Source organism: Fredinandcohnia onubensis, from assembly GCF_002734285.1.
GTDB classification, from domain to species: Bacteria; Bacillota; Bacilli; order Bacillales; family Bacillaceae_L; genus Ferdinandcohnia; species Ferdinandcohnia onubensis_A.
In genome coordinates this window covers 1-18257 of the sequence record NZ_NSEA01000034.1, presented here as the reverse complement: position 1 = coordinate 18257, position 18257 = coordinate 1, and the positions used below count along the sequence as shown (strand labels likewise).

31 protein-coding genes are annotated in these 18257 nt (G+C 37.1%); 25 read left to right on the top strand and 6 right to left on the bottom strand.

Annotated features, from left to right (window positions below; translation table 11 throughout):
- Nucleotides 1-33 precede the first annotated feature (33 nt).
- From CKJ95_RS22270 to CKJ95_RS22260, 3 genes are all read left to right on the top strand, one after another.
- Nucleotides 34-528: an NUDIX hydrolase gene (locus CKJ95_RS22270; RefSeq protein ID WP_099355662.1), complete on the top strand. Its 495-nt coding sequence runs from the start codon at nt 34-36 to the stop codon at nt 526-528.
- A 223-nt stretch (nt 529-751) separates the two neighbouring features.
- A complete protein-coding gene (locus CKJ95_RS22265; RefSeq protein WP_099355661.1) occupies nt 752-967 on the top strand; it encodes a hypothetical protein in 216 nt (71 codons plus the stop codon).
- Nucleotides 968-1127: 160 nt separating this feature from the next.
- Nucleotides 1128-1646: a DUF4352 domain-containing protein gene (locus tag CKJ95_RS22260; protein ID WP_099355660.1), complete on the top strand. Its 519-nt coding sequence runs from the start codon at nt 1128-1130 to the stop codon at nt 1644-1646.
- Between the two features lie 128 nt (nt 1647-1774).
- Here CKJ95_RS22260 and CKJ95_RS22255 read toward each other — a convergent pair whose 3' ends face one another.
- Nucleotides 1775-2167, bottom strand: coding sequence for a C40 family peptidase (locus CKJ95_RS22255; RefSeq protein WP_099355659.1), 393 nt, complete (start codon nt 2165-2167; stop codon nt 1775-1777).
- 407 nt (nt 2168-2574) lie between these two features.
- Between CKJ95_RS22255 and CKJ95_RS22250 the strand changes: the two genes are divergently transcribed.
- The 11 genes from CKJ95_RS22250 to CKJ95_RS22200 all read left to right on the top strand — a co-directional run bounded on the left by CKJ95_RS22250 (nt 2575) and on the right by CKJ95_RS22200 (nt 9011).
- Nucleotides 2575-3411: a glycerophosphodiester phosphodiesterase gene (locus tag CKJ95_RS22250; RefSeq protein WP_180271659.1), complete on the top strand. Its 837-nt coding sequence runs from the start codon at nt 2575-2577 to the stop codon at nt 3409-3411.
- Between the two features lie 216 nt (nt 3412-3627).
- Nucleotides 3628-4419 (top strand): DUF817 domain-containing protein, encoded by a 792-nt coding sequence (locus tag CKJ95_RS22245; protein WP_099355657.1) that lies wholly within the window; start codon nt 3628-3630, stop codon nt 4417-4419.
- 15 nt (nt 4420-4434) lie between these two features.
- Nucleotides 4435-4860, top strand: coding sequence for a hypothetical protein (locus CKJ95_RS22240; protein ID WP_099355656.1), 426 nt, complete (start codon nt 4435-4437; stop codon nt 4858-4860).
- A gap of 30 nt (nt 4861-4890) precedes the next feature.
- Entirely contained in the window at nt 4891-5310 is a 420-nt protein-coding gene (locus tag CKJ95_RS22235; RefSeq protein ID WP_099355655.1) for a GNAT family N-acetyltransferase, read from the top strand.
- Between the two features lie 26 nt (nt 5311-5336).
- Nucleotides 5337-5834 (top strand): GNAT family N-acetyltransferase, encoded by a 498-nt coding sequence (locus CKJ95_RS22230; protein ID WP_099355654.1) that lies wholly within the window; start codon nt 5337-5339, stop codon nt 5832-5834.
- Between the two features lie 130 nt (nt 5835-5964).
- A complete protein-coding gene (locus tag CKJ95_RS22225; protein ID WP_099355653.1) occupies nt 5965-6501 on the top strand; it encodes a histidine phosphatase family protein in 537 nt (178 codons plus the stop codon).
- Nucleotides 6502-6556: 55 nt separating this feature from the next.
- Nucleotides 6557-6778: a hypothetical protein gene (locus CKJ95_RS22220; RefSeq protein ID WP_099355652.1), complete on the top strand. Its 222-nt coding sequence runs from the start codon at nt 6557-6559 to the stop codon at nt 6776-6778.
- A 109-nt stretch (nt 6779-6887) separates the two neighbouring features.
- Nucleotides 6888-7208 carry a hypothetical protein gene (locus tag CKJ95_RS22215; protein ID WP_099355651.1) on the top strand — a complete coding sequence of 107 codons (321 nt, stop codon included), beginning with the start codon at nt 6888-6890 and terminating at the stop codon, nt 7206-7208.
- Nucleotides 7209-7219: 11 nt separating this feature from the next.
- A complete protein-coding gene (locus CKJ95_RS22210) occupies nt 7220-7660 on the top strand; it encodes a hypothetical protein (RefSeq protein WP_099355650.1) in 441 nt (146 codons plus the stop codon).
- Nucleotides 7661-7682: 22 nt separating this feature from the next.
- The gene (locus CKJ95_RS22205) at nt 7683-8186 is read left to right on the top strand and encodes a hypothetical protein (RefSeq protein WP_099355649.1); all 504 of its coding nucleotides are present in this window, start codon (nt 7683-7685) and stop codon (nt 8184-8186) included.
- A 30-nt stretch (nt 8187-8216) separates the two neighbouring features.
- Nucleotides 8217-9011, top strand: coding sequence for an MBL fold metallo-hydrolase (locus tag CKJ95_RS22200; protein WP_099355648.1), 795 nt, complete (start codon nt 8217-8219; stop codon nt 9009-9011).
- An 18-nt stretch (nt 9012-9029) separates the two neighbouring features.
- Here CKJ95_RS22200 and CKJ95_RS22195 read toward each other — a convergent pair whose 3' ends face one another.
- On the bottom strand, nt 9030-9476 hold the full coding sequence (locus CKJ95_RS22195) for an SRPBCC family protein (RefSeq protein WP_099355647.1): 447 nt from the start codon (nt 9474-9476) through the stop codon (nt 9030-9032).
- Nucleotides 9477-9523: 47 nt separating this feature from the next.
- Between CKJ95_RS22195 and CKJ95_RS22190 the strand changes: the two genes are divergently transcribed.
- Nucleotides 9524-10030, top strand: a complete 507-nt coding sequence (locus tag CKJ95_RS22190) for a DNA-deoxyinosine glycosylase (RefSeq protein WP_099355646.1) — start codon at nt 9524-9526, stop codon at nt 10028-10030.
- On the opposite strand, the gene CKJ95_RS22185 is transcribed toward CKJ95_RS22190, so the two are convergent.
- A complete protein-coding gene (locus CKJ95_RS22185; RefSeq protein WP_099355645.1) occupies nt 10025-10501 on the bottom strand; it encodes a glutathione peroxidase in 477 nt (158 codons plus the stop codon). The genes CKJ95_RS22190 and CKJ95_RS22185 overlap by 6 nt on opposite strands.
- Nucleotides 10502-10635: 134 nt before the next feature.
- On the opposite strand from CKJ95_RS22185, the gene CKJ95_RS22180 reads away from it, so the two are divergent.
- A complete protein-coding gene (locus CKJ95_RS22180) occupies nt 10636-11862 on the top strand; it encodes an MFS transporter (protein ID WP_180271657.1) in 1227 nt (408 codons plus the stop codon).
- Nucleotides 11863-11932: 70 nt separating this feature from the next.
- Here the strand turns inward: CKJ95_RS22180 and CKJ95_RS22175 are convergent, their stop codons facing one another.
- Nucleotides 11933-12289 (bottom strand): DUF3221 domain-containing protein, encoded by a 357-nt coding sequence (locus CKJ95_RS22175; RefSeq protein ID WP_099355644.1) that lies wholly within the window; start codon nt 12287-12289, stop codon nt 11933-11935.
- A gap of 117 nt (nt 12290-12406) precedes the next feature.
- Between CKJ95_RS22175 and CKJ95_RS22170 the strand changes: the two genes are divergently transcribed.
- Nucleotides 12407-12967: an AAA family ATPase gene (locus CKJ95_RS22170; protein ID WP_099355643.1), complete on the top strand. Its 561-nt coding sequence runs from the start codon at nt 12407-12409 to the stop codon at nt 12965-12967.
- Nucleotides 12968-13042: 75 nt separating this feature from the next.
- Here the strand turns inward: CKJ95_RS22170 and CKJ95_RS22165 are convergent, their stop codons facing one another.
- The gene (locus CKJ95_RS22165) at nt 13043-13642 is read right to left on the bottom strand and encodes a lysophospholipid acyltransferase family protein (protein ID WP_099355642.1); all 600 of its coding nucleotides are present in this window, start codon (nt 13640-13642) and stop codon (nt 13043-13045) included.
- Between the two features lie 89 nt (nt 13643-13731).
- Between CKJ95_RS22165 and CKJ95_RS22160 the strand changes: the two genes are divergently transcribed.
- Nucleotides 13732-14232, top strand: coding sequence for a topology modulation protein (locus CKJ95_RS22160; RefSeq protein ID WP_099355641.1), 501 nt, complete (start codon nt 13732-13734; stop codon nt 14230-14232).
- A gap of 73 nt (nt 14233-14305) precedes the next feature.
- Complete coding sequence (locus tag CKJ95_RS22155) at nt 14306-14662, top strand: hypothetical protein (protein ID WP_099355640.1); 357 nt, start codon at nt 14306-14308, stop codon at nt 14660-14662.
- 114 nt (nt 14663-14776) lie between these two features.
- On the opposite strand, the gene CKJ95_RS22150 is transcribed toward CKJ95_RS22155, so the two are convergent.
- Nucleotides 14777-15001 carry a hypothetical protein gene (locus CKJ95_RS22150; RefSeq protein ID WP_099355639.1) on the bottom strand — a complete coding sequence of 75 codons (225 nt, stop codon included), beginning with the start codon at nt 14999-15001 and terminating at the stop codon, nt 14777-14779.
- A 147-nt stretch (nt 15002-15148) separates the two neighbouring features.
- On the opposite strand from CKJ95_RS22150, the gene CKJ95_RS22145 reads away from it, so the two are divergent.
- From CKJ95_RS22145 to CKJ95_RS22120, 6 genes are all read left to right on the top strand, one after another.
- Nucleotides 15149-15622 (top strand): hypothetical protein, encoded by a 474-nt coding sequence (locus CKJ95_RS22145; RefSeq protein WP_099355638.1) that lies wholly within the window; start codon nt 15149-15151, stop codon nt 15620-15622.
- Nucleotides 15623-15631: 9 nt separating this feature from the next.
- Nucleotides 15632-16156, top strand: coding sequence for a GNAT family N-acetyltransferase (locus CKJ95_RS22140; RefSeq protein ID WP_099355637.1), 525 nt, complete (start codon nt 15632-15634; stop codon nt 16154-16156).
- 10 nt (nt 16157-16166) lie between these two features.
- Nucleotides 16167-16643 (top strand): SRPBCC family protein, encoded by a 477-nt coding sequence (locus tag CKJ95_RS22135; protein ID WP_099355636.1) that lies wholly within the window; start codon nt 16167-16169, stop codon nt 16641-16643.
- A 161-nt stretch (nt 16644-16804) separates the two neighbouring features.
- Nucleotides 16805-17212, top strand: a complete 408-nt coding sequence (locus tag CKJ95_RS22130; RefSeq protein ID WP_099355635.1) for a VOC family protein — start codon at nt 16805-16807, stop codon at nt 17210-17212.
- Nucleotides 17213-17216: 4 nt separating this feature from the next.
- The gene (locus CKJ95_RS22125; RefSeq protein WP_099355634.1) at nt 17217-17747 is read left to right on the top strand and encodes a cysteine hydrolase family protein; all 531 of its coding nucleotides are present in this window, start codon (nt 17217-17219) and stop codon (nt 17745-17747) included.
- Nucleotides 17744-18217, top strand: a complete 474-nt coding sequence (locus CKJ95_RS22120; RefSeq protein WP_099355633.1) for a tetratricopeptide repeat protein — start codon at nt 17744-17746, stop codon at nt 18215-18217. The genes CKJ95_RS22125 and CKJ95_RS22120 overlap by 4 nt, the downstream gene beginning before the upstream one ends.
- Nucleotides 18218-18257: the final 40 nt, after the last annotated feature.

The window sequence follows — 18257 nt, the reverse complement described above, 5'->3', positions numbered from 1 at the left end:
ATTATACAAATATTTTTTAACGGAGGAATTGAAATGTTTTCATATACAATCTGCTTTATTAAGCAAGGGAATAAAATATTACTTCTTAATCGCGAATCCCCAGAGTGGATGGGAATTTGGAATGGTGTTGGCGGCAAATTAGAGGAAGGCGAGAACCCCTTTGAATGTATCATTCGAGAGATACGAGAGGAATCGGGGATTGAGATGGAACCTCAAAATGTAGAGCATAAAGGTAATATTACATGGACGAATCCAACTCATTCTTATTTTGACGGAATGTATGTTTATGTAGCGGAGTTGCCTGAGTCCTATCACTATCCTACACCACTAAAAACCGATGAAGGCATTTTAGATTGGAAAGATATATCTTGGATCATGCATCCGAAAAACGTTGGCTTAGCAAATTTGAAGTTTTATTTGCGAGAAGTTTTACAAGATGAGACGAACTACGAACATCGATTCATTTATGACGGGGACGATGTTTTGGATTTCAACAGAATACCATTGGTTGAACCAGTTCTAAAATAATAGTAGGAGGTGACTTATTTTTTCCAATTTATCCGTTCATCTTCGGACAAGGGCGAATCGAAAAAGCAAGCTTGTGTCCGAAGCAAGAACTAAAATGTATTTATTATCAATCAAATAGGAGAACGAGAAAAAATAGAACAACGGACAAAAAATTGGGACTAAATGGGATAGCCGATAGATTGATTACCAAAAATAGCACCCAAATGCCCAGGAGGTTACATAAATGAATAAAGACAATGACTCTCAATTAACCACAAACCATTCAAAAAGAAAGAGTGGCCTATTTTGGGACCTTTTTCTTACGGGTGGTTTGTCCTCATTTGAAAAGGAATGGAAAAATTCAAAGAGTCCATGGCATACATTCCTTTTGTTTTCTGTCCCAATTTTAGGAGCGGGAATCATCATACTAATAGCCGTATTTGCGAGTAACTTATTTTAGTACATCCAAAATGAAATAATAAGTTTAGTAACATACTTATTCGCCTCCATTAGTGCAAGTACAATCGTTATTTTTATAATAAGTCTTTAATTTATGGGTGACTTTTGATATAATTATTCTGAAAATTAACAATTTTAAAACATAAAAAGGGGGTTAAATAATGAAAAAATTTAGTCTTTGGTCGGTACTACTGGTATTGGTAATATTCGTCAGTGCATGTGGTGGGGGTGGAAGTTCAGAAACAGGTGGGGACGGGATCAGCGAAGATGGTATCTTAACAATAGGTGAAACTGGACTTTATGCAACCAAGGGTGGAGAATTTGAAGTAACGATAAATAGTGTGAAGAAAGAAGCAGGTGGAGATGGAGAGACGGCTTTAAGGGGTACATATGTCGTTGCAAATGTAACGATAACGAGTAGAGCATCGGAGACGACAAATTTAGAAAAAGTATTACCATTTAAAATCTTTGTAGATGACATTGTCAACTGGAACACAGTAACAGCTGGCAAAGAGTTCAGTTTTGGAAAACAAATTGCAGGGGAATTGGCTGGAGTTGATTCCATAACTGGTGAACTTATATTTGATGCTAGAGAATCTGAAACATATAAAATAATGCTCGGTGGAAAAGCAGAACCTAATAAGCTTGAATGGAGCCTAGCTAAAGAAGATTTTGAATAACAACAAATATATATAATTTGAGTCCACTCTCTTTTAAGGGGTGGATGTTTTGGTTAATAGAACTAAAGAAATCCCTTTATTCAAAAGTAAGTTTGGTAAAATAATTTTGTGAAAAGATGGTTCTCAATTTAGATAACTCTCTTGGCTGCTAAATATACGCTTTTCCAATAATCACTTAAAATCGAAATCTTAACTTCCTTGTCTGGGCGAACAGCGTGTAGAATTTTATCGTCCCCTATATAAATAGCTATGTGACCAATTCTTTCAATACCCTTCAGTTTCTTTCTTTTTTTTGTTGTAAAGAATAATAGATCGCCTTTTTTTATATTCTGAAAAGGGATCCTTTCACCAAATCTAAACTGTTGTCGAGAATTACGTGGAAGTAATATCCCATGTACGCCAAAAATATATTGTATGAACGAGCTACAATCGAAAGATTCTGTTTGAAAGGATGGAGCATTAAAGACATAGGGTTTACCTAGATGTTTTAATCCAGTATTAATAATTTTGTTTATCATCATATATGTTTGCCTCTTTATAGTAAATTACTAAATTTTATGTTTATATGAAGGAAATGATTGGACAAGAAGAGTAGAAAAAACGCACAATTTCAATTGAAATGTTTTTATAACTGTAAACATAGTAGCACTGCAATATCGATTCTAGTGTCTTTTCTACTAAAAACTAAAGGTTTTTTCCGATGATGAATCTCTTACAAACTGGTAACTAGTAGTAAAAAATCAGGAAACAGATACTGAATAAATACAAAAAAATGCTTGGGATGCCAAGCATTTTTTATTGCAATCCATTTATAATTGTAAATCACATTTTAAGTGTTTGTTAGTAATTAGTTAAACTGCTTTTTAAGATAAATAATTATGTTTAAATGGTAACAGATTATCATTTAGAAACGGCAGGAAGAATTAGTTTGATAAAAAGATATGTGATTCTTACATTACTAATAAGCATTGGGTTTACAACAATAGCATTAGCAATAACTGAACAGAATGTTGAACCTGTTAAAGCAGGTGAATTTATGATAATTGCACATAGAGGAGCTAGTGATCGGTTTAATGAACATACACTAACTGCTTATAAAATTGCCTCAGATGATGATGTCGATTATATAGAAATTGACTTGCGAATGACAAAAGATGGTGAACTTGTGGCGATGCATGATGATACCATCAATCGAACAACGAATGAAACGGGAAAGGTTTCCGATTTTACGTTAGAAGAACTAAAATCAATCAATACGATTTCGAATCTCGACCATCAAATTGAAGGAGAGGAAGAAATTCCTAGTTTGCAAGAAATTTTTGATGCATTTTCTGAAACTGAGAATTTCTATATTGAAACGAGACTCGTAAACAATCAGTTAGCCATGGAGGAGAAATTGATTGACCTCTTAAAAGCATATAACCTATTAAATAATAAACGGGTAATCATCCAATCCTTCTCTACGAAAAGTCTCGAAAAAGTTCATTCATTGGCACCAGATATTCCACTAACCCTTTTATATAAAAAGGGGGAATTTGATTTAGAGAAGGCCATTTCATCGGACTATCCAATAATAGGAATTGAATCAACCGATGTAACACGCCGTGTTGTGAAGGAATTGCATAAAAATGGGAAGAAAGTACATGTTTTCTTTACGAATAGAAAAACACAAAAAATAGAACAAAAACGAATGAAACAATTAAAAATCGATGGTTATTTTACAGATTACATCCTTTATACGAAGGGAATTTTACAAGAAAAATAGTTTTGAACCTTCGGATGAAAGCATTTCCTATGAGGAATGCTTTTTATTTTTGCGTAAAATTCCCGATGTGTTTTTATAAAACAATAAAATAAATACAAAAAACAACAACTTTTTATTGAAAAACAATAAATTATATTTTATAATCAACTAGAAAATAATTCAAATTCGGATGGGACACAGGGACAGGTCCCTTGTCCCAAAATGGAGGTTAGGATCATGAGAGCGTTGGAACAGCTTTTTCGTTTTGGTTGGGAGCAGGCCCTTTCTTGTTTGTTTCCTGTGGTTATTTTTGCCTCTTTGGCTCTTACGAAAATCATACCTCTTCCAATTCTGCCACGGTATGATTGGCTGCTCATCATCTGTCTTGTGATGCAGTGGTGGATGGTACGCTCTGGCCTTGAAACAAGGGATGAACTAAAGGTGATCACATTGTTTCACTTAATCGGGCTTGCTCTTGAACTTTTCAAGACACATATGGGCTCATGGTCCTACCCAGAGGAAGGGTATTTTAAATTTTTCGGCGTGCCATTATATAGCGGATTCATGTACGCAAGTGTGGCGAGTTATCTTTGCCAGGCATGGAGAAGGCTTAATGTGGACCTCGTGAAGTGGCCACCATTTTGGCTAGTTGTGGCCCTTGCATCTGCAATTTATTTGAACTTTTTCACTCATCATTTTTGGATTGACATTCGTTGGTATCTAGCGGGACTTGTCATAATTGTGTTTTGGAAATCATGGGTCACGTACGAGATTAATGGAACGCATTACCGGATGCCCATTGCCCTTTCTTTTATGTTAATTGGATTTTTTATTTGGATAGCTGAAAATATTGCAACGTTCTTTGGAGCTTGGGAATATCCCAACCAAACAAAAGCATGGAGTCTTGTTCATTTAGGTAAGGTGAGTTCATGGGTTCTATTAGTCATCGTGAGCTTTCTTATCGTGGCAACGTTGAAGCAGGTTAAAGGGAAAAACACCACTAAGATTAATACTAGTCATACTTTATAAAAAGGAGATGGTAACATGAAAAAACTAGTACCCATAATGCTTTTTCTTCTTATTTTTTTATCAGCGTGTACAGAAAATTCTGGAACCCCAATTGTGCCAAATGAAAATAATATGATCATTAAAGTAAAAAACAATGTAGATTTTGAAGTTTATGGTCTGGAATTAGACATACGTAACCATACACAAGGAGCGATAAATGCGGACGAATCTAAATTAGTAAAAGGAGATGAACTTTTGTTTGAATTCCTTGAGGATGACTTCCATTTGGAGGGTGAAGGTGAAATGACCGTTTTTATGTTAATGGACACCCACATAGAAGATAATGGTGATCGAATTCCGTTAAATCAAAACATAACCTTTGATTTAGTCAGTAACAAAGAATTAGTATTTGAACTAACTGGTGAATCAATAAGCGAAGCTGAATTAAAAAGGTTAAAATAAGTGTAAGGTTAATTAATGAGGGTGAGGATTATGGCAACCACAATTACGAGAATCGATAAAGAACAAGCTTGGGAAGTAAGGCACAAAGTTATGTGGCCTGATAAAGACTTTGACTATATAAAATTAAAAGACGATGATGTAGGGATTCATTTTGGACTTTTTAAAGATGAAACGCTGAAATCAGTTGTCTCTCTTTTTATAGATAACGAAGAAGCCCAATTTCGAAAGTTTGCTACACTTCAAAACGAACAAGGTCAGGGATATGGAAGTACGTTGTTGGACTACGTGTTAAAGGAAGTAAAGAATCGTGACCTGAAAAGAATATGGTGCAATGCCAGAAAGAATAAGGTGGATTTTTATAAAAAATTTGGATTACAAGAAACCAATTATAGCTTTGTAAAAGGTGGCAAAGACTATGTGATCATGGAAAAGCATTATGAAAAGATGTAGATAGGGAGATAGGGGAGGGAAGTAGATTGCTAGTAAGACAAATCACAATTTCAGATGCGGAGAATCTTGGGTATCTTACACAACAAGTTGAGATGACTTCTGAATTCATGCTTTGGGAAGCGGGGGAAAGGAAAGCAAATACCGACCAGCAACGAAAAATGATAGAAAGAATATGTTCAGAAGATAACTCTACGATTCTCGTTGCTGAAGAGAAAGGCCAATTAATCGGTTATATAATGGCGATTGGTGGTAATGCAAGGAGAAACAAGCATTCCGTGTATATTGTTGTCGGTATCTTGAAGGATTTTAGAGGCAAAGGTGTAGGTGTAAATCTATTTGAAGAACTGGAAAAGTGGGCGTTAACGCACAAAATCCATCGTCTGGAATTAACCGTTGTGACTCGAAATGTAGCGGGGTTAGCTTTGTATCAAAAAATGGGTTTTGAAATCGAAGGAACGAAGAGAGATTCCCTTTTAATTGACGGTGATTTTGTGGATGAGTATTATATGTCCAAGCTTCTATAAATGGAAGATAAGGTGTGATTATCCATGCAGGATTCACACCTTTTTTGTGGAATTTAACATAAAAAGGAAAATTCTTAAAAAGAGGAGTGAATGCATTGACAATAGAAAAATTCTTAAAAAGGAGGACCAAATGAAATACATATATTTGATTAGGCATTGCGCAGCAGAGGGCCAGGAACCTGAAGCGCCTCTAACTGATAAAGGCATACAACAATCCATTGATTTAGCTGCCTTTTTTAAACAACGAAAAGTAGATCGAATCATTTCGAGTCCATTCAAACGTGCCATCCAAACAATCCATCCACTAGCAAGTGAACGTGATATTGTTATCGAAATGAATCATCAGCTATCAGAACGTGTTTTAAGTACAAGGAATATGCTAGATTGGTATGAAAAATTAAGAGAAACTTATGAGAATTTGGATCTGACATATGAAGGTGGAGAATCCAGCCGAGAAGCTGCAAACCGAGTCATTGAGGTTGTCGACGAAGTTCTGAAAAGTGATGCTGAGAATACAATCATAGTGACACATGGTGGCCTATTGTCATTGCTTTTGAATCATTTCGATAAGAATTTTGGATTCGAACAATGGGCAACACTTAGCAATCCGGATGTATATCTCTTAACTTCAAAAAAACAAATCACTTTCGAGCGAATATGGAATTAATGATTCGAATTTCATATATATAGGTTAGACACTTTGAGTGAAAGGAGATAATGCCATGAAAACACTTGGAGTCTCACTTTTTGCAACGATTGCTCTGTTTTTTCTTAGTGCATTCATTGTAGCTCCAATCATGTCCAATATTGGCTATTCATCTGTTGAATCATCCTATCATCTACAAACTCACGCACTAATAGTAACTCTGATTTTTACCGTTATTCTTTGTACGATTCTTGGAGCAAGATATGTCGTGGAAGAAATAAAAAAAGGCAAAGACTAAGCAATTGTGAGAGCGTTGGTCCAAAGACGGGTCAGCGTTTATTTATATGATAAAAACTGAAACTTCTGTAAATAATTTACGTACATATATAAAGAAGGGAGTGGATTCCTTGAAGAGATATATGTTTTTTGTATTATTGGTGTTGGTACTAGAAATAAGCCTGCTTTTCGGTATATCACTGTTTTTTGATACAAACCTTGTGAACACGCTGTTTCTTGGTTCATGCATTTTCATCATTTTTGCATTTTTAATGAGTTCCACTGGCGATGTCTTTTCGAAAAATAGTCAAAAAGCAGTCTTTGATATGTTCTTGGGAAGCTACAAACCAGAGCACGAGAAAATGACATTAAAAATTAGTCCATTTTTAGTTGGCTCAATCTTGTGTTTTGGAATGTATTTTGTTTTATATTATTTAGACGTTTTGACTTGAGGGAGAAATAAATGAAAAAAACTCTTTGTATAACACTCTTATTTTTATTATTTCATACAATCTCTGCTAACGCTCTTAGTTGGGCGTATTTCTTTGTCGTTCATGATGGAAAAGTATATGAGGTAAAGGAAGAAGTGCTACTTAAACAAACCGAATTAGGAAAAGCGATAGGTAAGGTGGAAACAAAAGCGGATGAGTATAGTGGGGACTATTATGGAAATGCATCAAACTATTATGAGATAGGAACGCGATATTATAAGATACAAGGTGTCCCGATCACCGAGTCAATCGCTGTGGAAACGGAAGTAGGACAGTACGTAAAAGCGGTCTATGTCCACGATGCTCCATCTCATATCAAGAATATCCTCACAAGCTCCTATTTTTGGGTCATCTTTGGAATAGGTATTGTTCTACTAGTGGGGATTACTGTGTTAAAATCAAAACAAAGCTGATTTTACTAGGGGTGTAATAATTTTGACATTTATCAAACAGGTATTACCTAGAAAGCTACTAACCGCATCCATCTCCGGCTCCCTTTTTGCCATCTTGCTTAGCTTATTTTTTCCAGGTTCATTTGGGAGTGAAATCAACTCTATAAAAGAATATATTTGGGGTTTTACACAAACCGTGCCATTCTACCTCATGTACAGCTTTCCAGTCATCTTCGTATACGGAACGGTAACATCGATCATTAGCGACTTCCTCTCGGGACTCATTACGAAAAAAAGTATACGAATGGAACCATATTTGTCAGCCATCTTTCATATGTTATTTGGTTTCGTGCTCCAATGGCTAAGTCTTGGTGCAGCCATCCTGTTTTTTGTAACAGACCGTATTTTAGGAAAAAAGAAGGGCAGATACAAATGGAGCCATGCTTTTAAAAGCCTAATCATTCCATTCCTAATCTGGATCCTATTCATAGGAATCATCTGGATTGTGGATTTCTTTAGGGAAGGTGCAGATTATATTGTTTACTAGAGTTACGCTTAAAAAGGGAGTGTGAATCATGTGGTGGAAGTATACGATCGAGAAAATGTTACTTGTGTTGAATTAGAGGTGCCGAATATGCCCAACCTCTTTTTATTTGTAACCGATGGAATGCTGGTTGATACAGGGGCAAAAAGCTATGAGACTCAAATTATTCCTTTTTTAAAAGAGGCTTCATTTGATGTAGTTGCATTAACGCATAGTCATGAAGACCATACTGGTACAGCACCGTGGATCCAAGAAAACCTAAACATACCGATTTATATCTCGCCTCTCGGTATCGACATATGTTCACAATTCGCACCTTACCCGAAATATCGCCACGAAATTTGGGGCAAACGAGAGCCATTCAAACCACTACCTATTTCAGACACAATACACTCTAGGAAAAAAGAATGGAAAGTGTTACATACACCAGGCCATGCAAAGGACCATATTGCTTTATTGAATAAAGAAACAGGAACCCTGTTCACAGGTGATTTGTTTGTAGCTCCAAAAACAAAAGTAATAATGAGGTCTGAATCAGTTCCTCAAATCATGGCTTCAATTCGGAAGGTTCTTACCCATGACTTCGGCCCTATGTTTTGCTGTCATGCTGGCTACATACAAGATGGAAAACGAAAGATGCAACAAAAATTAGACTACCTTGAAAATCTTTGCGGCGAAGTGACAAATCTATATGAAAATGGCCTATCCGTAGAAGAAATTGACCAAAAGATTTTCCGAAGAAAATACCCAATCACATTTGTATCAGAGGGTGAGTGGGATTCTTTGCATATAATTACTTCGATTGTCAGTGCTAATAAAAACTCTTAAATAAAAAGCTAGGCAGACCTATTCAGGTCTTACCCTAGCTTCACAGAACTCTTTTAAATTGTTTAAAACAAATTCACCCGTTTGTTTGGCTGAACTTTTAAATAATAGCTTATCGATCACATTCATAACAGGTCGGTAATACCTTGTTTCAAACTCTTGCTCGATCACGGTATGATTGGCCTGCTGCTGCAAACGATACGAAAAAGTCATCCTATAGGTTTGTGATTCAAGTTCAAAAGCGATGAACGATGGGCGGGTAATTTCCTTGTTCCTACCCTGTAATGAAACCTGTTCTTTACCTTCCACAGCCGTAAGCTGAAAGCTCGCACCAGGATGAGATTCATGCTCGAGGTTAGAATAATGGATAGAAGTTACATTCGGAAACCATTTTTCCCGCAGCTCAGCCTTCACAATACAGTCAAATACTTCTATAATTGGTGCTTCAATAACAATCGATTGATTCATAGCAATACCTCGTCATTCTTACTAGATTAAACATAACAGAAAAGGTGATGCTTGTGGAGAGAATTTTTGGTCTGGATCCTGTAGTTGGAGATGATCCGAAAGTGTTAATTCTCGGTTCGATTCCGAGTGTGGAGTCACTTCGGAAACAGGAATACTACGGCAACAAACGAAACCATTTTTGGAAGATCATGTTTCAGCTTTTTGATAGTCACGAGCAAGCAGAATACGAGGATAAGATTGCATTTATAAAAGCCAAAAGCATTGCTCTTTGGGACGTACTATATAGCTGCCATCGGGAGGGAAGTTTGGATTCGAATATTAAAAATGAAGAACCGAACAAGATTGAGTCTTTTGTAAAAAGTCAGCCAAACCTTCGCTTAATTGTATGTAATGGCACAAAAGCCTATAAAAGCTATCAAAAATACATTGGGCTCAATCGCTTTCCAGGACTTGAGGTTATTAAACTTCCGTCTACCAGCCCAGTTCCCGGCAAATACAACAAAACTCTTGAAGGCAAGCTCCAAGAGTGGAAAAAGATCAAAGAGTATTTATAACACTTTTTTTAGGTCTTCCTCAATTTTCTCAGGCTCAGTTTGTGGGGCATAGCGGCCCACAACTTGGCCATCACGGTCTACTAAAAACTTGGTGAAATTCCATTTGATTGCTTTCGATAAAACACCTTTTTGTTGTTCTTTTAGATATTCAAACAATGGATCGGCGTTCTCACCATTGACATCAATCTTTGCAAACATAGGAAATTTCACACCATAATTTATTTCGCAAAATGAAGTTGTTTCATCAACATTTTCAAACTCTTGATTTCCAAACTGTGCAGATGGGAACCCAAGAACAACTAAACCGTTATCTAGATATTTATCGTAAAGCTCCTGCAAGCCCTTAAACTGGGGCGTAAACCCACATTTACTTGCTGTATTGACAATAATCAGAGGTTTTCCTTCATATTCCTTTAACGCTTTTCTTTCACCATTTGGCATGGTTACTTCAAAATCATACACACTAGCCATTTTACTCACTCCCTATGGACGAATATCTTTATCGTAATTTATCTAGAGGTAGGATTCAAGTTTGGACTTCTTTTCATACAGCTTTTCATGTAAGATTCAAAGGAGAGGAAATCTTTTGAAAATGAGGGTATCGAATGAAGCCGTTAATGAAAGAGTGGAAGTCCCCTGCATTGCTATTAACAGGGTTGGGATTATCCTCTTTGGGGGATTTTATTTATCTTGTTGCTATTAATCTACTTGTTTTAAAAATGACGGGCTCGGCCGCGGCAGTAGCTGCTCTATGGGTTGTCAGTCCCATTACGTCAATCCTTGTAAACGGGTGGTCTGGGAGCATCATTGACCGTTCAAATAAAAAGAAAATCATGATCATCACGGATATTGTTCGGGCCATTGCGGTCGCCATCATCCCACTTCTTCCAAGTGTTTGGATGATTTATGCATTGTTATTTGTAATCAGTGTTGCTAAATCCTTTTTTAATCCGACATCAACTACCTATATAACTGCCCTCATTCCAAAGAAACAGCGGAAGACCTTTAATTCGATTAGAAGCTTGGTTTCTTCTGGTGCGTTCATTACGGGACCAGCGATTGCGGGTGTGTTTCTTATTGTTGGCAGTCTTGAAATCGCAATCTATAGTAATGCCATTTCCTTTGTCATTTCTGCCATTCTTATCGCATTTTTACCGAATATCGATAGTAGCCAAAGTGAAACAACTGAAAAGCTTCAATTAAAGAATCTACTAGAAGATTGGAGAGTGGTCATCCGATTTGGTAAAGAGGCAGTATTTGTGATGACCATCTATTCCAGCTTTATCATATTTGATATTTTTACAATGGCTATGGATTCGCAGGAAGTGGTTTTTACTCAAAGGGTGATTGGCCTAACTGAGGTGGAGTATAGCTTACTAATGAGTGTGACTGGGATTGGCTATGCTGCCGGAGGGTTATTGGTCATTTTCATTTCAAGATTTTTATCGATTCGTGCCCTTATCGGAACAGGACTCTTTATGCTTGCAGCTGGTTACTTCATCTACTCCCTGTCCACATCCTTTGCGATGGCAGCAACTGGTTTTATTATCTTAGGCTTCTTCTTTGCCTTTTCAAATACAGGCTTTAACACCTTTTATCAAAATAATGTACCTGTTGAAATCATGGGTCGTGTCACAAGTATCGTAAGTGTCCTACAAAGTGCAGTGTCCGTTGTTTTCCTATTATTTATTGGGATCATGGGCGACCTTCTGCCGTTACGATACACGATTGTTACATTATCTATTATTAGCGTGGTGCTTGCTGTTTTTGTGATCATCCTCGTCTCACAGCCAACGAAAAAAATGTACTTTTCAGAGGAAAAGGCAGTTTAGATTGGAAGATTTATGACTTATACATCAGCACAAATCATTAAAAATGCTGCGACCCAAAAAGTCGCAGCATTCACTCCTCAACAATCTCAATTTTACTCGCTTTTGCCTGGGCTGGGGCAGACTCTGCAATCCCGCCATCCACCACAATTTTCACTTTTTGCCCAACTTCGAGCTTTGAAATAACTGACTTGTCGACAGAACTGACACTGAAAAAAATACTTGAATAATAGTATTCGTCATAAATTTCTTGATCTGTTTTTGTCTCAAATTCCGCTCCAGTAATGTGTTCATTAACCAGGATTCGATCCCCGATTTCAAGAATATAGCCAGTAATAGTTGTTTCGGCACGATTGCCATTTTGCCCACTCGTACCACAACTTGCAAGCAACAAAGTGAAAAAGCTAAAAAATAAAACAATCCGTCTCATTTTCTCACCTCATCTTATTTGGCGAAAATTTATGTGAAAAGGTTACAAACTAGAAAAATAGTACGTGAATTTTTGTAAAATTATGTTAAAATATTTGGAAAGAAAAGGGGAAACGCTATGAAATTTATTCATCTTTTTGGACCTCAAGCGGTTGGCAAAATGACGGTAGGACAGGAACTAGCGAAAATAACAGATTTAAAGCTGTTCCACAATCACATGACGATCGATTTAGTCAGTCATTTTTTCGATTATAGTACAAAAGAAGGGAAACGATTAGTAAAATTGTTTCGTCAGGAGATTTTTGAAGAAGCATCAAAGAGTGATTTAGATGGCATGATATTTACGTATGTCTGGATGTTCGATATGGAATCAGATTGGGAGTATGTAAAAGATTTATCTGAGCTTTTTGAATCAAGAGGGGCAACTGTTTATTATGTCGAACTCGAAGCTGACGTGGAAGAGAGATTCAAACGGAATAAAACACCAAATCGCCTCGAACATAAACCTAAAAAGCGCGACATCGAATGGTCTGAAAATGACATCAAAAAGACAATGGAAAAACATCGCTTGAATTCATTTGATGGTGAAATCACATTCGATAACTATATCAAAATTGACAATACACATTTAAGCGCTGCAGAAGTAGCGAAAATGATCAAGCAAAAATTTCAATTATAAAAAATGCTTGGCACATGTGTGAACTGCACCCCATTGGAGGATGTGCAGTTCACATCTGTCTAAACGTTTTCCAAATCACTTTTTCTTGTTTAAATCTTCTCGAAGCAATCCCAATCTTCTCTCCAATTCATGGGTGAAATGCTCACGTGCTTGCTTTGCGTCCATATCTGGAGAGGCGATATACATGGGTTCACCGAAAATAAGCTTTGCCTTTTTAAACTTAATCAACTCACCAATCGTATTTGGCCCAATATACACAGCGGGAACGACAGGTACCTTGCTGCGCTGTGCAATTGTAATCGCTCCTTGTTTAAGCGCAGATTGCTCATTCGTACGTGTTCCACTTGGAAAGATTCCTACGATTTCCCCTTTTGAAAGCAATCTAGATGGAATTTTTAACACACTCGGACCAGGGTTATCACGATCCACTGGGAAGGCGTTTAACTTTGTTAAAAAGCCACCGATAAATTTGTTTGTGAACAATTCCTTTTTTGCCATATAATGTATTTGTCGAGGGAGTAGTGAAACACCAAGCCACAAAATATCGATATAACCTGTATGCGTACAAGCAACAACATAGGCGCCGTCCTTTGGCAGCTGTTCCTTGTTAAAAACCTTAATTCCACCTGTAGTTGTAAGGATGGCTTTTACTAAATTTGCAATAAAATGATACACGTAACTGACCCCTTATTCTAAATCTAATTAACTAGTAAAATTATAGCATGAAAGAATGGGTCGAAAATACTAAAAAAGTGAGGGTCTGCATGAAAAAAATCATGGTCATCGGAATATCGGCTGGCGTTGGAAAGTCTACATTTGCTCAAAAGTTAGGTAATAAAACTGGAATTGACGTGTTCCATTTAGACAGCTACTTTTGGAAACCAGGATGGGTGGAGGCTTCACTTGCAGAATTTACACAAGCCCAAGAGGAGATTCTCAGGAATGACAGTTGGATTATCGATGGCAATTATAGCAAAACCTTTGACCTTCGTGCAGAGCAAGCCGATACCATTATCTATCTGGAACTACCAAGATATAGGTGCCTCTACCAGGTACTTAAACGCTATCTAACACACATTGGAAAAAAGCGTCCAGACCTTGGCTGTACTGAAAAATTAGATTGGGAGTTTATCAAATTCATCTGGACGACCTATAAACCAAGAATTCAAAAAATGCAGGAACGGCTTAACCGATTAGCAAAGGATAAAACTGTGGTCATTTTACGAGGAAAAAAAGAGATTCATGATTTTATGAGTAAATTGTAGAGAGTAAAAAAATACACCCTAAAAAGGTAAATGAAGGTGGTATGTATAGGCTTTTACCGAAGTATATTTACATATGGTGGTGATAAAAATTAAAACGCTCGCCTTATATATTTTTGGGTTTGTTCGATTTGTTATTTTAGTTATATCCATATTACTGAGTATATGGTTCTTCGTAGTATCTGTATTTTCAGGGATTGCTGCAATAGGAGGAACTCAAGAAGATTGGGTATATGTGTTAACACAATATCTATATTTTCTTGTTTGTGCATTATTAATAGGTTTGATGAATGAATTCGAAAAGAAAATAAATAAAGAGGATTATGATATAAGCTCAAATATTTGGTTATTCGATTTATATTTGCTTGTATTAATAGCTCATTATGAACTTCCTAAAAAATTATTAATGAAAATGATGGGGAGTTTAAAATAAAGCCAGGTCAAGGTGCCTGGCTTTATTGGGTGTTAATTGTATTGTTAATTGCCTTGGTATTTACGTTGCGAAAACGTATGTTACTTGAACTGAGATTTTTATCGGACTACTTACTTAAATAATCTTCGTTTCATCCTTTGGGGCTTCAAGTTTCATCTTTTCGAGCTCGACACGCATTTTCTCTGTTTCGAGCAAGTAATTATCATGCTTCAGCTTTTCTAACTCTAATTCATCTTGGATCATTTTATGTTTATATTTAGATTGTGTCTGAAAGTGACTCGTAATAATGGCAACAAGTGGAATTGAAAAAATCATTACAACCGTAACAAGACCTGTCATTAGATAACCTCCTTACAAAAGTCCGTTTCTTCATATATATTCCATTATACCAAATATACGGAAGAATAAGCCGTTTGGTTTCAAAATGTGTAACCTTTTTTAGAATGTTTCGTCAGTTTAGTAAAGCGCACAATGGGAGGACACATGATGAAAAGATGGATGCTTGTACTTCTAATTGGAATTTCAATTACTCTAGCAGGTTGCGGTGGTAATGATGCTAGTAAACTAACAGGAGGCAAACCACCTGAGACGATGGTTAAAGTCGGAAATGAGACATATCCAACGAAACTAGGTACGTATTGCTGGAGCACTTCAAATACAGGTGAGTGTGTCGACACAGCAGGGCCAGAAGCTCTTTTAGAAGGAAAAGATCCGGTCGTCGTGCAGCCTGGTGAAGAAATTACATTCGTGATGGATTATGAACCAATGCCAAATGAGGTGCACGTAGCCTATTATAATGGTGACAAGGAAACAGAAGTAAAAGTAGAAAATCATCGTTTTACAGCACCCGAGGAAAAAGGGATATATTACTATTCCTATGGCGTTTGGTGGATGGATGAAAACGAAAAGAATGTCTCAAACGGAGATGCATTTTACGCCTTTGCACTGGAAGTAAGATAGGAGGACATTATGAAAATAAGAAAAGCGGTTATAACTGATGCATCAGGCATCGCCAAGGTGCATGTCGACAGTTGGAAATCGACCCACTCAGGAATTGTACCTGATGACTTTCTACAGCAATTATCTTATGAATCTAGGGAATTGATGTGGAAAAAGGGAATTCCTAACGGACATATATTTATAGCAGAAAATGAGCAAGGTGAAGTCGTAGGATTTGCCTGTGGTGGGAAAGAACGGAGCGGGGAATACGAAAACTTTCATGGAGAGCTCTACGCCATATATATTTTACAAGAATATCAGGGTCAAGGCTTGGGGAAAAAGTTAGTAGCCCCTGTTGTAAGACAACTATTAGGTAAAAATATAAACGCCATGCTAGTATTAGTATTGGAAGAGAACAAATCCTGTCTATTTTACGAAGCACTTGGAGCCCGCAAACTAGATTCAGTCGAAGTCGAAATTGGCGGGAAGAAACTGAAAGAAGCAGTTTACGGATGGGATGATTTAAAAACAAGCTTTGGCACGAAAATGAAGTAGGAGGTACAACATGCTAGCAACACTTGAAAAAAATGAACCAAATTACATAGCAACATTCGAACGCCACTTTTCACACTCCGTTGAAGAGGTTTGGGCGATGTTAACAGAGAACGATAAACTACAAACATGGTTTTCAGAATTAAAGGTTGATGGTCTTCAGAAGGGTGGCCGTATTTTATTTGATATGGGAGATGGAACCTTTGAGGAAATGAATATCACAGACTTTAGCGACCACTCTGTTTTGGAATATACATGGGGAGACGACAAAGTGCGCTTTGAGCTGACCCCTGAGCACAATGGATGCAAACTGCTTTTAATTGAAACAATCACTAAGCTAACGGATCATACACCGAGAGATTTAGCCGGTTGGCATGTTTGTTTAGATGTCATCGGTGTTTTACTAGATGGAAAACAAGTGGATGACCGTAAAAAGCTCTGGGAACCCTTGTACGAACAATACGTCCAAGCCATCGCTAAACTTAACTAAATAAGATTAGACAAGAAGCCAGTCCAACAAAAGGAGATGGCTTCTTTTTTATGCTCATCATGTCCTCTACTGGAAAATAATTCATAAAAATAAAAGGGAAATCAAGATTAAACTCGAATAAAGTACATTACAAATCCTGTCGGAAAAAGGGGGCCAAAAAAATGTCACAAAAACTCATGCGGGTGGGTACCACTTATCTTCCTGTTTCAAACGTGGAGCGTTCAGCCAGCTGGTACACTGAAAAACTTGGAGCAAAGCTAAACTATATGGATGAGGACAAAGCCATCATCGATTTGGCGAATCAAAGTTTTTTCCTTGTTGCAGCACGGGAAGGACAATCCGCAAACTTCATCGATGCAAAAGGTCATGAACGCTTTTCACTAACTTTTGAGGTTGATGGTTTACAAGCATTAGAGAACTTACATAAAGAATACAAAGAACATCAAATCACAGTCGGAGAAATCGAAGACCGTGGTCATGCAGGTAAGAACTTTGTATTTAGAGATCCAGACGGTAACCAATTCGACGTTTGGAGCGAACTCAGTCCAACATTTAAAAAGGGAGGGTAAATAAATGCAAGCATTGCTAGTGATTGATGTCCAAAATGGAATAGTGAATTTTAAAGATTTTAGCGAGGAACTTCACAAAATTCAACAGATTATTCAAGATTTCAAAACGAAAAAACTACCGGTAATTATGGTGCGTCATTTCGACAGTGTTGAGGAAAGTCCGTTATATCGGGAAGCTGAGGGCTCTGAATTACACGAATCTGTCAGAGATTTTGCTGATTATATCGTTGAAAAAGAGACACCGAGTGCCTTTTTCAAAACAAAACTAGCGAGTATTTTAGAGGAACTCGGAGTAGAACACATATTTATTACTGGCTTTGAAACAGAGTTCTGTTGCATGTTTACCGCCATTTCGGGATATGATCGAGGCTATAAAGTAACCTTTATTGAAGATGCAACTGGGACTACCAATACTGAAGATACGTATGAGATGAGAGGACTCGATATCAAGGACTTTGTGGGAACTGTCCTCAACTGGTCAAATGCTATTGAGGTTCTATATTATGATGAATATAAGGAGACCTATCAAAAATGAAGCACGCTCTTCAACTTAGAAAAGAGGGCCATCTTAAGGAATCGAATCAACGGCTATTGAGTTTGGTAAAAGAGTCCCCAGATGATCCTCAACTAAACTATCAGGTTGCCTGGAGTTTTGATGTGTTAGGCTTGGAATCGGAAGCTGTCCCTTTTTATGAAAAATCAATCGCACTAGGTTTAAAAGATGAGGATTTAGAAGGGGCATTATTAGGTTTAGGCAGTACTTATCGGACCCTCGGAAAATATCAAAAATCGGAAGATACTTTAGTAAAAGGCATCGAGCTGTTTCCTGAAAATCATGCGATCAATTCTTTTTACGCGATGACACTCTATAATCTTGGTCGACATCAGGAGGCTATGGAAATTTTGTTGAAAAGTCTAGCCACGACCTCGGGGGATAAGTATATTCAACAATACAGACGTGCAATTGAATTTTACGCAGATAAGCTTGATGAAGTTTGGAAATAAAACAACCCTCCACAATCAAAACACAACTATAATTAGGGAT

What these genes read in the sequence shown, in the direction of transcription:
- CKJ95_RS22270 (WP_099355662.1), top strand. Translation starts at nt 34, where the DNA reads ATGTTTTCATATACAATCTGCTTTATTAAGCAAGGGAATAAAATATTA.
- CKJ95_RS22265 (WP_099355661.1), top strand. Translation starts at nt 752, where the DNA reads ATGAATAAAGACAATGACTCTCAATTAACCACAAACCATTCAAAAAGA.
- CKJ95_RS22260 (WP_099355660.1), top strand. Translation starts at nt 1,128, where the DNA reads ATGAAAAAATTTAGTCTTTGGTCGGTACTACTGGTATTGGTAATATTC.
- CKJ95_RS22255 (WP_099355659.1), bottom strand. Translation starts at nt 2,167, where the DNA reads ATGATGATAAACAAAATTATTAATACTGGATTAAAACATCTAGGTAAA.
- CKJ95_RS22245 (WP_099355657.1), top strand. Translation starts at nt 3,628, where the DNA reads ATGAGAGCGTTGGAACAGCTTTTTCGTTTTGGTTGGGAGCAGGCCCTT.
- CKJ95_RS22240 (WP_099355656.1), top strand. Translation starts at nt 4,435, where the DNA reads ATGAAAAAACTAGTACCCATAATGCTTTTTCTTCTTATTTTTTTATCA.
- CKJ95_RS22235 (WP_099355655.1), top strand. Translation starts at nt 4,891, where the DNA reads ATGGCAACCACAATTACGAGAATCGATAAAGAACAAGCTTGGGAAGTA.
- CKJ95_RS22225 (WP_099355653.1), top strand. Translation starts at nt 5,965, where the DNA reads ATGAAATACATATATTTGATTAGGCATTGCGCAGCAGAGGGCCAGGAA.
- CKJ95_RS22220 (WP_099355652.1), top strand. Translation starts at nt 6,557, where the DNA reads ATGAAAACACTTGGAGTCTCACTTTTTGCAACGATTGCTCTGTTTTTT.
- CKJ95_RS22210 (WP_099355650.1), top strand. Translation starts at nt 7,220, where the DNA reads ATGAAAAAAACTCTTTGTATAACACTCTTATTTTTATTATTTCATACA.
- CKJ95_RS22195 (WP_099355647.1), bottom strand. Translation starts at nt 9,476, where the DNA reads ATGAATCAATCGATTGTTATTGAAGCACCAATTATAGAAGTATTTGAC.
- CKJ95_RS22190 (WP_099355646.1), top strand. Translation starts at nt 9,524, where the DNA reads ATGCTTGTGGAGAGAATTTTTGGTCTGGATCCTGTAGTTGGAGATGAT.
- CKJ95_RS22185 (WP_099355645.1), bottom strand. Translation starts at nt 10,501, where the DNA reads ATGGCTAGTGTGTATGATTTTGAAGTAACCATGCCAAATGGTGAAAGA.
- CKJ95_RS22180 (WP_180271657.1), top strand. Translation starts at nt 10,636, where the DNA reads ATGAAGCCGTTAATGAAAGAGTGGAAGTCCCCTGCATTGCTATTAACA.
- CKJ95_RS22175 (WP_099355644.1), bottom strand. Translation starts at nt 12,289, where the DNA reads ATGAGACGGATTGTTTTATTTTTTAGCTTTTTCACTTTGTTGCTTGCA.
- CKJ95_RS22170 (WP_099355643.1), top strand. Translation starts at nt 12,407, where the DNA reads ATGAAATTTATTCATCTTTTTGGACCTCAAGCGGTTGGCAAAATGACG.
- CKJ95_RS22160 (WP_099355641.1), top strand. Translation starts at nt 13,732, where the DNA reads ATGAAAAAAATCATGGTCATCGGAATATCGGCTGGCGTTGGAAAGTCT.
- CKJ95_RS22155 (WP_099355640.1), top strand. Translation starts at nt 14,306, where the DNA reads ATGGTGGTGATAAAAATTAAAACGCTCGCCTTATATATTTTTGGGTTT.
- CKJ95_RS22150 (WP_099355639.1), bottom strand. Translation starts at nt 15,001, where the DNA reads ATGACAGGTCTTGTTACGGTTGTAATGATTTTTTCAATTCCACTTGTT.
- CKJ95_RS22145 (WP_099355638.1), top strand. Translation starts at nt 15,149, where the DNA reads ATGAAAAGATGGATGCTTGTACTTCTAATTGGAATTTCAATTACTCTA.
- CKJ95_RS22140 (WP_099355637.1), top strand. Translation starts at nt 15,632, where the DNA reads ATGAAAATAAGAAAAGCGGTTATAACTGATGCATCAGGCATCGCCAAG.
- CKJ95_RS22135 (WP_099355636.1), top strand. Translation starts at nt 16,167, where the DNA reads ATGCTAGCAACACTTGAAAAAAATGAACCAAATTACATAGCAACATTC.
- CKJ95_RS22130 (WP_099355635.1), top strand. Translation starts at nt 16,805, where the DNA reads ATGTCACAAAAACTCATGCGGGTGGGTACCACTTATCTTCCTGTTTCA.
- CKJ95_RS22125 (WP_099355634.1), top strand. Translation starts at nt 17,217, where the DNA reads ATGCAAGCATTGCTAGTGATTGATGTCCAAAATGGAATAGTGAATTTT.
- CKJ95_RS22120 (WP_099355633.1), top strand. Translation starts at nt 17,744, where the DNA reads ATGAAGCACGCTCTTCAACTTAGAAAAGAGGGCCATCTTAAGGAATCG.